Raw genomic sequence first — 12,100 nt, 5'->3', positions numbered from 1 at the left:
TTTCGAGATGGTCATTCATGCTTCCTTTTGGTGAAGCATGAACCGGATCAGTCATACACAAAAGATCGGACACTCTCGGCCAAGGCGGGACTGAACACCTAATAGTATTCGTTACTACTCCAACACTAGTTCCCCGCAGAAATAGGCAAATTTCAAGGGCACTCGGCAAAACGGGCGCCTGATGATCGACATAACTTTTGCAATGGGAAAGCGATCGGAATCCATAGGGCGGATGCGAAGCCGACAATCATAGCGTTAGCTAATATAGGCAGCTCTGGGCCGATCAAGTCACAAGCGGTTTTGCAATACTACTTTGGATACGTCTCTGGCGGTCCTGCCTAACAGGTCGCTGAAAAAGTCTGACGTAGCCCCCGACGCTGGCAAAACAGGGCAATTTTGCGCTCTCTCATCAAGCTGATGAAAACCTCTTGCAACCGGCATTGATCAGTTCCACGAGAACAGCTGCTCAAAATCCTCTTTCAGCGGCCTGCCTAAGCCCCAGCAGTGGCACTGCTGCGCTAGAAGCAACCATCTATTGGCTATCGGTTTAATAGTCGCGTCTAGCTTCCCCATTAAAGCTTTAGTCTAAAGAGGACGTGCGTCATCAGCCAGAGTATTTGCGCGGGCTTCATGCCAACTGGCGGGCGCGCAACGGTGATGTCCAATCGATGCACTTGGTGTGGCAAGGGCTAAAGCCCGACTGTCAGGCCATGCCACGCGTCCCTTCCCCTTCCCATTTACCTGAGCCTGCCGATGCGCAGATCGACTCTGCCGTCCTGCGGTTGGTCGACCTGCTTGCGCGGCAGGCAGCGCGGGAGCTGGCGGCGGACGCTCCCGACATCACGGAGATGCCCGATGCCCCGGCAACCCACCAAGACGACTGACCAGCCCCGCCGCCTTCTGAGTGTGAAGGAGGTGGCGGAACTCGACAGCTGCTCCGAGAAGACGGTGCGCCGCGCGATTGCGGCGGGCCTTCTGGAGGCCGTCCGTGTTGGCCCCGGGGGGCGCTTGTTGCGCATCGATCCGGCGGCGCATGCGGCCTACAGGGCCGCCTCGCGCTGGTGACCACCAGAGGCCACCAATGTCCATTAGTGTCAACATGTTATGCCTCTTTCGGGAAGACGCCCCCTCCATAAGTTGCGGACTATACATGCTACTCTTTTCCCGAATCGGACCCCCTGTCCCCGCCTGTCCACCCGAGACCTTTCATGTCCACAAGGAGACCACCCGATGAGCTATTATTTGAAGATTGATGGTGATATGGCGTTCGTGCCGAAGGGCACGCCAATGTTCTCGGACCTGATTTCATCGATGGAGAGCGACCAGACCCTGAAGCCCACGCGTCGCCGCGATATGATCTCAGGGCTGAACCGTGTGGCCAAGGCGATCGGCCGCACGCCGAAGGATGTGCCCTGCCATGGCCGCTGGTTGCAGCCCCGGCTGGAGAAGATCGCACCTGCGGGCATCGGCATGAGCACGAAGGCCTGGCAGAATGCAAAGAGCGATGCGCGCGCCGCGATGGTCCATATCGGTATCATCGAGCGCCGCGATAGCCGCATCATAGATCTCTCGCCCGCGTGGCAAAAGCTTTGGGCCGGCGTGCTGGCCTCCCAGCAGAGCAAGACCCTGCAGCCTGCCCTCTGCCGTTTCGTGCATTTCTTGAACAACCGGGCGGTCGCGCCGGATGATGTCCGCTTGGAGCAGGCGCAGGCCTACCGCGAGGCACTGATCCAGAACGAGATCAGTAAGTCGCCGGAGGTGGCCTATCGCGCAGCCGTCAATGGCTGGAACCTCGCATCACGCAGCGTGCCCAACTGGCCGAAGATCACCCTGCCGCTCGAACGTCGTCAGAAGGTCATCAAACTGCCGGAGACAGAGTTTCCCAAGCGCTTTATGACCGACCTTGAGCATCTCATGTTTCGCCTCTCGCATCCTGATCCACTGGCCGAAGATGGCCGCGCGAGGGCCCTGCGCCCGGCCACGATTACTCAATATCGCCGTCAGCTGATCCGCTTTGCATCCGAACTTGTGCACGCAGGTATGCCCATTGAGGAAATCGACAGCATTGCGGCGCTGCTAGATCCCAAAACAGCAGAGCGCGGTTTGCGCCAGATGCTCTCTCGCACCGAGAACAAGACGGTTAAGATGATCAGCGAAGTGGCTGCGCTGCTGCGCAACCTGAGCCGGATCACAGGCCAGCCGCCTGAGACCCAGAAGCAGCTCGCCAAATTGGCAACCCGGCTCGCCGTTGCCCCGCAGAAGGGGATGACGCGTAAGAACCGCGACCGGTTGCGCGTCCTGCAGAACGACCAGAGCATGCTGCGTCTTTTGAAGCTGCCCGAACGGGTGTTCAACAACCCACCCGCTGGCAAGGCGAATGACTACACCAAGGCGTTGGCCCGCGAAGATGCCGTGGCCATCGCCATCCTCTTGGTCTGCCCAGTGCGGATCAAGAAGCTTGCCGGTATTCATCTGGAGCAACACATCCAGCGCCCTGGGGATGGCCGCGCATATCTGGTGTTGACCGAAGACGATCTGAAGAATGAGCGCCCTCTCGAGTTCGAGCTGCCAAAAGAGGTGATCCGCATGATCGATCGCCACCTTGCCTCGCGCTGCCCACACATGTGCCCGGCTGGAACGCCTTGGCTGTTTCCACGTCGCGATGGCGTAGAGTCAGTGAAGCCTGGGCAACTTTCGGCTCGCATCAAAAAGCGTGTGCACAAGGTGACGGGACTCGTCGTCAATTCTCATTTGTTTCGCCATGCGGCTGTAATGAACTGGCTGGATGCCAATCCGGGCGGCTATGAGGTTTCCCGCCGGCTCCTCGGCCATTCTGCCGTCAGCCATACGATCAACATGTATTCCGGCCTCGAGGTGAAGTCGGCAACCCGTGCTTTTGCTGACCTCATGGCGACCAAGAAAGGACGCGGCAAATGAGTCTCGTCCTGCCTCTTGCCGAATGGCCCGACCTGGATCGCGCTATGTGGGAAGCGCTCAAGAAGCAGGCGGGTCCGCTGGATGATCGGGGGGCGCTGGCGCATCTGCGTCAGACCTCTTTAGCAACCCTTGAGGCCCGCTACGCACGGTGGATGCAATGGCTGACGGCGTCCGCCCCGGACGCGCTTGCCTTGCCGCCGGTTGATCGCGCCACCCTGCCTCGGTTGCAATCTTGGTTGAGCGCGCTTGAGCACACGAAGCCCATGACGCGGCTGATGTTCATCGACGGCGTGCTACGCGTGCTTCGGGCTGCTGATCCTGATCACGACTGGACGATGCAGAGACGTTTGCTCGGGGGCTTGAAGCGTGTCGCGGGGCGCGGCGATGCCGCACGCAAGCAAGGTCGTATCCTATCAAGCGAGGTGCTGCTCAAAGCGGGGCTGGCGCATGCCGCCGTTGATGCCGACACCCTCCCCAATCCTCTCAAGCGGATGATCTGCCAGCGCGACGGCATGATGATCGCCCTGCTGGCCGTCCTGCCAATCCGCCGCCGCGCCTTCTGCGAGCTGGCCGTCGGTCACTCCACTCATGTGAACGACGACGTGATCCTCCTGTCACTCTCCGAAGACATGACGAAGACCGGTGTGCCTTGGGACGCTGCGGTCCCGAAGCAAATTGAATCGGGCCTGCGCCACTACATCGAGGAGGTTCGCCCTGCCCTGCTGGCGCGTGGCGACCAGCATCATGACATCCTCTGGGTCGGCAAGAAGGGCGAGATCATCGGACAGAATTACATTGGAAGCCGCATTGGGGATCTCACCCTCAAGCTGACCGGCAAGCGGGTCCCGCCCCATTTCTTCCGAGATGCAGCAGCCACGACGCTGGCCCGGATTTCACCAGAAAGTGCGCGACTGATCCGCCCCGTTCTGGCACATTCGGGGTTCAGGACCGCCGAACGCCATTACATCCACGCCCAAACCATCGAGGCGGGCCGGGACTACGCCTCTCTGCTCAAGCGCCTCAAAGGGGAGCGATCATGACACGCGTTGCCATCTATTCCCGGTTTTCTTCGCAGATGCAGAGCGAGGCCTCGATTGAGGACCAACAGCGGATATGCCAAGAGCGCGCCACCCGCGAAGGTTGGACTGTCACCACGGTGTTCTCGGACATGGCCATTTCCGGCGCCAGTATGCAGCGCCCCGGCATTCAGGGTCTCATGGACCAAGCCAGCAAGGGCAGCTTCGACATTGTCATGACCGAGGCCCTTGATCGGCTCAGCCGGGATCAGGCGGATGTGGCAACCCTTTACAAGCGGCTCAGCTTTCACGGGGTCAGGATCATCACCTTGTCCGAAGGCGAGATCAACGAGCTGCATGTCGGCCTGAAGGGCACAATGAACCAGCTCTTTCTCAAGGATCTGGCCGCCAAGACGCGGCGCGGACTGCGGGGCCGGGTCGAAGGCGGTCATTCGGGCGGCGGCAAATGCTACGGGTATGACGTGGTGCGTCGTCTCGGCGAAGACGGGCAACCCGTGACAGGCGAGCGCACAATCAATGAGCATGAAGCCGATCTTATCCGCCGGATTTACACGGAGTTCAGCGACGGCCTCTCGCCCAAGGCAATCGCCAAAAAACTCAACGGTGAGAAGATCCCCGGACCAAGCGGCAAGGCCTGGCGCGACACCGCCATTCGCGGCCATCGCATCCGGGGCACCGGGCTGCTCAACAATGAGTTATACATCGGACGGATGATCTGGAACCGCCTGCGCTATATCAAGGATCCAGAGACTGGACGCCGTGTGTCCCGACTCAATCCACACGATGAGTGGATCATTACGGAAGTGCCGGAGCTGCGCATCGTAGATGACGCGCTCTGGGCCCGCGTCAAAGAGCGGCAAGGCGAGATCGACGCCACGCCGCGCGTGAAGGCGATCAGGGAGAGCCGGTTCTGGGAGAAGCGGCGCTCGACCCATCTGCTGACAGGTCTCCTGCGGTGCGGGCGTTGTGCCGGCGGGTTTGCGTCCGTCGGCAAGGATTACCTCGCCTGCTCTGCGGCGCGCAAGCAGAGCACCTGCACGCAAAACCGCTCCTACAGACGCGGAGAACTTGAAGGGATCGTGCTGGATCTGCTGCGGGACCGTTTGATGCGCCCCGAGGCCGTCGCAGCGTTCATAGCTTCAGTCGGACGCGAGATGAACGCTGGACGAGCTGAAGAAAGCGCGGCGCGCGCCCGGCTCGAGACAGAGCGCGCCCAGATCACGCGCCGTCTGGACGGGCTCTACGAGGCCATCGCTGATGGCCTGCGCACGGCTGGCTTGAAGGCCAAGCTGGAAGACATGGAGGCGCGGCTGGCCAAGATCGACGTGCAGCTGGCAGCCCCTGAGCCGTCACCGGTGAGGCTGCATCCGCAGCTGAGCGAAATCTATCGCCGTAAAGTGGAGGAGTTGTCCGAGACCTTGGCAGATCCGGAGATCCGGCCAGTGGCGCTGGAGACCATTCGCGGTCTGATCCAGTCCGTGACGGTGCACGAGCTGGAGGACGGCATTCGGATCGACCTTGACGGCGCGATCACAGCCCTTGTCGGGCTGGCTCAGCCAGAGGCTGAAGCCTTTATCAGTAATGGTTCGGTAAAAGTGGTTGCGGGAGGGCGCACTAAACGCCTCTCACCGGACAACGATGTCCGCGAAGCATTGGTTGCGGGGGCTCGCAACCATCGTCTCTCACTCATCGCAGAGTACGATGTGCCGTATCGAAAGAAGGCCTGATTCATAAATAGAATCAGCTTCTTATCGGCGCGTTGGGGAGTTTCCCGACATGTCTGCGAAGACCGAGTTTAACTCGAAAGGAAAGATCACAAAGCGAGAAGCGCCGTTTTCACTGCGGCTCAGCTTTGAAGAACGCGCGCAGCTTGAAGCAAGTGCGAACGGCGTGCCCCTGGGCGCGTACATTAAGGCAGTCTTGTTCGAAGGCGAGCTGCCGAAAGTTCGTCGGCGCAACACAAACCCCATCAAAGACCAACAATCGCTCGGCCGCGTGCTTTCGACACTTGGTCAATCACGCCTCTCTTCAAACCTCAATCAGATGGCACGCGCCGTCAACACCGGCACGCTTCCTGTGCACCCAGAGACCGAAGCTGAACTACGCCAGGCATGCGCCGACGTGTCGGCCATGCGCGCGGCCCTGCTGGACGCGCTCGGCAAGAATGGAGGCGCGTCATGATCTTGAACGGTAACGAACGCGGCAACTCGGGCAATCTTGCGCGGCACCTACTCAACACCCGCGACAATGATCACGTGGAGCTGCACGAGCTTCGTGGGTTCGTCGCAGATGATCTTCATGGCGCTTTACAAGAATGCGAAGCGGTGGCGATGGGCACGCGATGCGTGAACCATCTGTTTTCGCTCAGCCTCAGTCCACCCGAATTCGCAGAAGTCGCTGTCGAGGTTTTCGAGGCTGCAATCAATCGGATTGAGCTCGAACTCGGCCTAGACGATCAACCGCGCGCCATTGTCTTTCACGAAAAGGAAGGCCGTCGTCACGCTCACGCGGTCTGGTCAAAGATCGACGGTGCACAAATGAAGGCGATCAATCTGTCTTTCTACAAACGCAAGCTGACGGCTATTTCCAAGCAGCTCTTCCTAGAACAAGGCTGGCCAATGCCCGAAGGTCTGCGCGATCCTCGAAAGCGCGATCCTCTCAAGTTCACTTTGGAAGACTGGCAAAAGGCGAAGCGAACAGGCCTTGACCCGCAACAGACGAAAGCTCTGCTGCGGGAGTGCTGGAATATCTCAGATAGTCGGGAGAGTTTCGAAGCGGCGCTGCGTGAGAAAGGCTTCTGGCTTGCGCATGGTGATCGACGCAACTTCGTCGCGATCAGCTGGAAAGGCGAAGCACACTCACTGTCCCGCGCTTGCGGAGTGAAAGTCAAAGAAATGAAATCACGGCTCGGCGATCCTCATCAATTGCGATCTGTGGACGAGACCAAGGCATATATCGGCGCACTTCTGACTCCGAAGCTAAAGGCATGGGCAGACGAGGCACATGCTAAGGCGAAACAAGCCAGCCTGACCCTTCAGTTTCAGCGAGAACAGGTTGTCGAGCGACACAGAAAAGCGCGCGCGCAGATGAAAGATGCCCAAGAGACGCGCCGCATCGCCGAAGAGCAAAAGCGAGCCGCGCGAACCCCGCGCGGTCTGCGTGGCCTTTGGGGTTGGATTTCCGGCAAAAACCGAAAGATCAGACAGATCAATGAAGCCGAGATTGGTCGGGAACAAGTTCGAGACCGCGCCGAACGGCAAGCGTTGATCCAAAAACAACTGATGGAACGACGGGCTTTGCAGCGCACGGTTGTGGCGGTTCGCAGAAGTCAGCGAGAAACTCTCGAAACACTGTTTCGAGATATAGCGCATGCCATGTCCATTGGGCGCGTACCGGAGACAAAAGAACGGAAACCCCGAACGCGCAATCGCGACCGGCAACGCGGGCGCGACCGCGATGGCGGCCCAGAATTTAACCAGTAACCTACGAAAGGAGGTCGCTATGCGACACACACTTATGCTCAATTTAGACGATGCCCATGCCCGTCAACTGGATGAACTGAGACAGCACTTTCATCTTGCTGCCGAGGATACCGTGAGGTTGGCTATTCGCCTAACCCATGCCCGTCACAAGCAAAAGCCAGACGTCTTGGTCCCAGAATTCAAGCCACGGGCCTCAAAGACTGATTGGTACGAGGACGACGAAAACGCGCCCTCGTAATTTGACTCGATGTAGCAGATTCAAAACAGCGATAGCTGACGCGAGGCTTGTTCGCGCTTCTTCCAGTCTGAGCTTCCGGCCTCATGATCGAGCCACGCTCGGACGAAGCCTTCGGGACCGCCGTACTCTTCCACGATGCCATTGGGGAGGAAGTGCGAGCGGTATCCCGTTTCTGTTACCGGAATGATACGGCCCTCTTCGACGTGGAGTTCGATATGGTCAAAGTCAGATTTCCAACGCCGTTGGCGGTAGGTGATCTCGACCTGAACGCCGTCCCAAACGATCTGGGAAGTGATGGGGGCGCTCATGCGCGCCCCGCTTCGTTTGTTGTGTCCGGTGCATCTTCCAGCGGAAGGCGCAGAACGATCCGGCCATTGATCGGGCAGGTTTCAAGCTGAAGCGTGTAGCCGCGTTCGTCCTTGTGCTTCCATGCTGCTCCGACCTTGGTCCAGAAGGATTTATCAGCCCTTTGGGTGACGTGCCATGCCAGATAGTCCGGCGCATTGATCTGCTGGGTTTGGTTCGTGTTTTCGCGTGCCATGTTGTTTCTCCTTTGCTTGGGGCTTGCTTGCTAACGCCCTCCCGATAAGCCGGAGGCAAAGGATCAGGGTGCATGTTCAACACGGCTGGCGAAGCCAGGTGGTGCGGGCAGAACATTGAAGACTGAGCCGCATCCGGCTAGGGATTTTAAGGTTCTTGTTGCAAGCAAGCCCTAAGCAAGACTGGAAACTCTGGCCCTCGAAAAATCGCGACCTGTCCAATGATCACTGCCGTAGTTCAATCTTGGCGTTCCGCCGTCACCCACTCCTGAGAATTTCGATGCAGAAAGGGCAAGAGCAGCGCGGAATCTATCGGTGCGGCTGGCAAATTCATGTCGAGAAACCCCGTCAGTAGTCCCGTCAATCCTTTTCCACCTGCTGGATAAGCCTCAACAAATTGAGCTGGGCGATCTTCAAGCGCACCACTCCCCTATCCCAAGATCGTTGCCGAACCATCAGCGCCTTCACTGGCCGATGATTGTGTGTGTCCGGGCCGAAAGGCCCTGAGTGGTTCGGGGCCTCCTTGAAATAAGAGGAGGAGTGCCATGAAACTCGTCTCACGATTTGAAGCGGCATCCAGCAGCACGGCAGAATTGCATGGTCTTCTGACCAAAGCGTTCAACGCCTTTGCAACAGCACCGCGCGGTAGCGATCAGCGCCGCGATGCGCTGGCATCGATGCGCAACATCGAGGATGAACTGGCGACGCGTTCGCCAAGCATCTGATCTTTTGCGGCTGGCCACACGGTCAGCCGCATTTTTTGTCATCCAGTTGTGCACCCTTCGGGCGCTCATGATCTTCAGATCATATCTAAGATTTATGTGCCATAGACCATAAACACCTTTTATGCCCTATAGATCATATTGACATTTTATGACTTAAGGATCATAATAGCTTCAAGGAGTTAAAGATGAAAAACCTGGCACGCACACCAAATGATATCGGGCACGCCATCCGCCAAGCCCGCAAGGCAAAGAAGCTGACGCAGAAGGAACTCGCTGAGCGCAGCGGCGTCTGGCAGGAGACGATTTCAAAGGTAGAGAACGGCTTGCCTGGCACCAAGCTGGAAACCCTCTTCGACATCTTTGCCGCGCTCGATCTTGAGATACTGGTGCAAGGCCGAAGCAAGGGCTCACCCGAGAGCTTCGAGGACATCTTTTAAGGATGGGACGCAAACGAAGCTATCCGCCGCTGAATGTCTTTCTGAACGCACGCCATGTCGGCCAGCTCTTGCGCGAAAGCACGGGCGCGATCAGCTTTGTCTATGATCAAGACTGGCTGGCATGGGAGCATCGTTTGCCCGTGTCCCTGTCGCTTCCACTGCGCGAAGATCGTTATGTCGGCGCGCCCGTCATGGCCGTTTTCGAAAATTTGCTACCGGATAATGATGGAATACGGCGGCGCGTTGCGGAGCGCGTTGGCGCGGCGGGCACGGACGCCTATAGCCTGCTCAGTGAAATTGGCCGCGATTGCGTTGGCGCGCTTCAATTCTTGCCAGACGGCGAAGCGCCGCAAGCCGCCGATGATCTCACCGGCCATGCGGTCAGTGAGACGGACATCGAAGCGTTGCTAGGTGAACTGGATGTCGCACCGCTCGGCATCAGGAGAGAAAAGGACTTCCGGATATCGGTGGCAGGCGCGCAGGAAAAAACCGCCCTTCTCTGGCATGACGGCAAGTGGTTAGAGCCCTCGGGCACGACACCGACAACACATATCATCAAGCCGCAGATCGGGCGGCTCCCGAACGGCATGGATTTGTCGAACAGCGTCGAAAACGAGTATCTGTGCCTGAAACTGATGGAAGGCTTTGGCCTGCGCGCCGCAAATGTCGAGATGGCCAGCTTCGGTGCGCGCAAGGCTCTTGTTATCGAGCGGTTTGACCGGCTCTGGACGAAGGATGGCCGTCTCATCCGCTTGCCGCAAGAAGACTGCGCGCAAGCCCTATCAGTGCAGCCAACCCAGAAATACCAGAACGAAGGCGGGCCAGGTATCGCGGAGATCATGGGGCTCTTGCTCGGAAGTGACGAGCCCGCGCAAGATCGGCTAGATTTTTTCAAAGCCAACATCTTGTTCTGGCTGAGCGGCGCGACCGATGGGCATGCCAAGAATTTCAGCCTTGCCTTGCTGCCAGGGGGCCGCTTCCGGATGACGCCTTTCTATGACGTGCTGACCGTGCAGCCCAGTGTTGATGACGGCCAAGTACAGCGCAAGGAATTCAAGCTGGCGATGCGCTTTGGCAAATCAAATCACTACAAGGTCGGCGATATCATCGGGCGTCACATTATGGAGACGGGCGTTGAGTCCGGCCTATCCCGCAAAGCCATTGCCGACATTTTTGAAAACATCAACGCATCGGCAGAAGCCGCGATGGACAAGACTTTCGCTGCGCTTCCCGCAGGATTTCCAGAAGTGCTTGTCACTTCGATCCGCAGCGCGGTCTTGGACCGGCTGCGCCACCTCAAACCTTGAGCACGCGATCAAGATTTGCATAAATGGCGTTTTGCTCAATCCAATTGAGCAAACCCGTATAAATTAAAACCCAAGGTTTTCCGCCCGCCAAATGGCGGGCGAAATTTTCTGAGCTTAGAGCCGCCTTAAGCGGCGGCTCCTTGCTGCTCTTCCTCAATGACAGGCTGACACCCATGCAGGAAATCAGCTGCGCGCTGCGCATGGGCGGCGGCGGAAAAGATCGCCCGCTTGTCCTCTTTCAAGACCTTCAACCAGCTTTGGATATAGGCTGCGTGATCGCTTCGCACCTCGGGTGTCAGTTCCAGATCAGCACAAAGGAATGCCGCGCCCAGCTCGGCCACCAACTCTTCACGGGCATAGCCTTCATCACCCCATTTCTTTCGGCCAAAGTCGCGATCAAGGCGGCTCTTGTGCTTCGTCCAGTGAGTCAGCTCATGGGCAAGCGTGGCATAGTATGCTTCGGGACTACGAAACGTTTCGAAATGTGGCATCTGCACGTGATCACTGCCCCCTGCATAGTGAGCCGAGTTGCCGCCGTGCCGGATGTCTGCGCGGGTGTGGTTGAAAAACTCCTCTGCGTGACCGATCTTTGATGCTGGATCAATGACCGGCTCGGGCTTGGTATAGTAGTGCTCGGGCAAGCCTTCGATCTGATCGACATTGAACACGCTATAGCCCTTCATGAAGGGGATTTTGCGCTCTTCCTCGCTGCCGTCGTCCTGTTCCTCTGTCTTGGTGATAGTGTTCGCATACACGACAAGATTGCCCCGCTCGCCCTTCTTCACATGCGCGCCCAGCTCCTTGGCTTGGCGGAATGTCATCCAGTACGGGGAGAGATATCCGGCCTCAACAGATGCACCCCACAGCATCAAAATGTTGATCCCGTTATATGGCATGCCGTTATGCCGTAGCGGTTTGGTGATCTTGCCTTCCAGATTGCCGCTGCTCCACGGCTTGAGCCAGCTCAGCTCGCCTTGCTCCAGATCAGCGATGATCTTGTCTGTTACCTTCTGATAAATATCTGTCTTCATTGTCTTTTCCCTTCATTGGATAGTCAGTTGCGCGTGCAACTGGACTAGGCCTGTGCCAATGAGCAGGGGGATGGCCGTCAATGATCCGCGAAGGCGCGAGGGGGATCACCCGCCCTGCACGACCAAAGGGAGGAAGGACGGGGATACGCGCCAAAGCGCGCCCAACTGGGCGCTTGGGTCTTGATGGCCAGGGGCTGAAAGCCCTAAACAAAAGGAAAGAAGTGTCAGCCGTTCTCGGATGGCCATGTCCCGCGCAAGGGATGGACGCCGCGAGGCCGAGACTACAGGCTCGGTAGTGCCCCTCGGGGTGGTGTAAGAGGCCGCGTGCGGAGCCTTTTGGCGTAGCGCAGCGCGCGGCCGGGTCTGG

At 58.3% G+C, this 12,100-nt stretch carries 12 protein-coding genes; 9 read left to right on the top strand and 3 right to left on the bottom strand.

Annotated elements, in window-relative coordinates; genetic code table 11:
• Positions 1-855: 855 nt before the first annotated feature.
• From ACEWPL_RS18815 to ACEWPL_RS18790, 6 genes are all read left to right on the top strand, one after another.
• Positions 856-1,065 (top strand): helix-turn-helix domain-containing protein, encoded by a 210-nt coding sequence (locus ACEWPL_RS18815; protein WP_393928696.1) that lies wholly within the window; start codon positions 856-858, stop codon positions 1,063-1,065.
• A gap of 165 nt (positions 1,066-1,230) precedes the next feature.
• Positions 1,231-2,937 carry a hypothetical protein gene (locus ACEWPL_RS18810; protein ID WP_393928694.1) on the top strand — a complete coding sequence of 569 codons (1,707 nt, stop codon included), beginning with the start codon at positions 1,231-1,233 and terminating at the stop codon, positions 2,935-2,937.
• Positions 2,934-3,977: a tyrosine-type recombinase/integrase gene (locus ACEWPL_RS18805; RefSeq protein ID WP_393928692.1), complete on the top strand. Its 1,044-nt coding sequence runs from the start codon at positions 2,934-2,936 to the stop codon at positions 3,975-3,977. The genes ACEWPL_RS18810 and ACEWPL_RS18805 overlap by 4 nt, the downstream gene beginning before the upstream one ends.
• Positions 3,974-5,701 carry a recombinase family protein gene (locus ACEWPL_RS18800; RefSeq protein ID WP_393928689.1) on the top strand — a complete coding sequence of 576 codons (1,728 nt, stop codon included), beginning with the start codon at positions 3,974-3,976 and terminating at the stop codon, positions 5,699-5,701. Before ACEWPL_RS18805 ends, ACEWPL_RS18800 begins: the two co-directional genes overlap by 4 nt.
• Positions 5,702-5,750: 49 nt before the next feature.
• Positions 5,751-6,155 (top strand): hypothetical protein, encoded by a 405-nt coding sequence (locus ACEWPL_RS18795; protein WP_393928687.1) that lies wholly within the window; start codon positions 5,751-5,753, stop codon positions 6,153-6,155.
• The gene (locus tag ACEWPL_RS18790) at positions 6,152-7,456 is read left to right on the top strand and encodes a relaxase/mobilization nuclease domain-containing protein (RefSeq protein ID WP_393928685.1); all 1,305 of its coding nucleotides are present in this window, start codon (positions 6,152-6,154) and stop codon (positions 7,454-7,456) included. The genes ACEWPL_RS18795 and ACEWPL_RS18790 overlap by 4 nt, the downstream gene beginning before the upstream one ends.
• A gap of 258 nt (positions 7,457-7,714) precedes the next feature.
• Here ACEWPL_RS18790 and ACEWPL_RS18785 read toward each other — a convergent pair whose 3' ends face one another.
• Together ACEWPL_RS18785 and ACEWPL_RS18780 are read right to left on the bottom strand one after the other, a co-directional pair.
• Complete coding sequence (locus ACEWPL_RS18785) at positions 7,715-8,002, bottom strand: hypothetical protein (RefSeq protein ID WP_393928683.1); 288 nt, start codon at positions 8,000-8,002, stop codon at positions 7,715-7,717.
• Entirely contained in the window at positions 7,999-8,235 is a 237-nt protein-coding gene (locus ACEWPL_RS18780; protein ID WP_393928681.1) for a hypothetical protein, read from the bottom strand. Before ACEWPL_RS18780 ends, ACEWPL_RS18785 begins: the two co-directional genes overlap by 4 nt.
• A gap of 543 nt (positions 8,236-8,778) precedes the next feature.
• Here ACEWPL_RS18780 and ACEWPL_RS18775 point away from each other — a divergent pair.
• The 3 genes from ACEWPL_RS18775 (at position 8,779) to ACEWPL_RS18765 (ending at position 10,702) form a co-directional block, all read left to right on the top strand.
• Positions 8,779-8,958, top strand: coding sequence for a hypothetical protein (locus tag ACEWPL_RS18775; protein WP_393928679.1), 180 nt, complete (start codon positions 8,779-8,781; stop codon positions 8,956-8,958).
• Positions 8,959-9,143: 185 nt separating this feature from the next.
• Entirely contained in the window at positions 9,144-9,395 is a 252-nt protein-coding gene (locus ACEWPL_RS18770; protein ID WP_393928677.1) for a helix-turn-helix domain-containing protein, read from the top strand.
• A 2-nt stretch (positions 9,396-9,397) separates the two neighbouring features.
• Positions 9,398-10,702 carry a type II toxin-antitoxin system HipA family toxin gene (locus ACEWPL_RS18765; RefSeq protein WP_393928675.1) on the top strand — a complete coding sequence of 435 codons (1,305 nt, stop codon included), beginning with the start codon at positions 9,398-9,400 and terminating at the stop codon, positions 10,700-10,702.
• Between the two features lie 125 nt (positions 10,703-10,827).
• Here ACEWPL_RS18765 and ACEWPL_RS18760 read toward each other — a convergent pair whose 3' ends face one another.
• A complete protein-coding gene (locus ACEWPL_RS18760) occupies positions 10,828-11,733 on the bottom strand; it encodes an ArdC family protein (RefSeq protein WP_393928673.1) in 906 nt (301 codons plus the stop codon).
• Positions 11,734-12,100: the final 367 nt, after the last annotated feature.

The sequence above is a fragment of the Roseovarius roseus genome, assembly GCF_043355935.2.
GTDB classification, from domain to species: domain Bacteria; phylum Pseudomonadota; class Alphaproteobacteria; order Rhodobacterales; family Rhodobacteraceae; genus Roseovarius; species Roseovarius roseus.
This window is presented reverse-complemented; position numbering and strand designations above follow the sequence as displayed.

Coding starts and splice junctions, on each gene's coding strand:
- ACEWPL_RS18815 (WP_393928696.1), top strand. CDS start 856: ATGCCCCGGCAACCCACCAAGACGACTGACCAGCCCCGCCGCCTTCTG.
- ACEWPL_RS18810 (WP_393928694.1), top strand. CDS start 1,231: ATGAGCTATTATTTGAAGATTGATGGTGATATGGCGTTCGTGCCGAAG.
- ACEWPL_RS18805 (WP_393928692.1), top strand. CDS start 2,934: ATGAGTCTCGTCCTGCCTCTTGCCGAATGGCCCGACCTGGATCGCGCT.
- ACEWPL_RS18800 (WP_393928689.1), top strand. CDS start 3,974: ATGACACGCGTTGCCATCTATTCCCGGTTTTCTTCGCAGATGCAGAGC.
- ACEWPL_RS18795 (WP_393928687.1), top strand. CDS start 5,751: ATGTCTGCGAAGACCGAGTTTAACTCGAAAGGAAAGATCACAAAGCGA.
- ACEWPL_RS18790 (WP_393928685.1), top strand. CDS start 6,152: ATGATCTTGAACGGTAACGAACGCGGCAACTCGGGCAATCTTGCGCGG.
- ACEWPL_RS18785 (WP_393928683.1), bottom strand. CDS start 8,002: ATGAGCGCCCCCATCACTTCCCAGATCGTTTGGGACGGCGTTCAGGTC.
- ACEWPL_RS18780 (WP_393928681.1), bottom strand. CDS start 8,235: ATGGCACGCGAAAACACGAACCAAACCCAGCAGATCAATGCGCCGGAC.
- ACEWPL_RS18775 (WP_393928679.1), top strand. CDS start 8,779: ATGAAACTCGTCTCACGATTTGAAGCGGCATCCAGCAGCACGGCAGAA.
- ACEWPL_RS18770 (WP_393928677.1), top strand. CDS start 9,144: ATGAAAAACCTGGCACGCACACCAAATGATATCGGGCACGCCATCCGC.
- ACEWPL_RS18765 (WP_393928675.1), top strand. CDS start 9,398: ATGGGACGCAAACGAAGCTATCCGCCGCTGAATGTCTTTCTGAACGCA.
- ACEWPL_RS18760 (WP_393928673.1), bottom strand. CDS start 11,733: ATGAAGACAGATATTTATCAGAAGGTAACAGACAAGATCATCGCTGAT.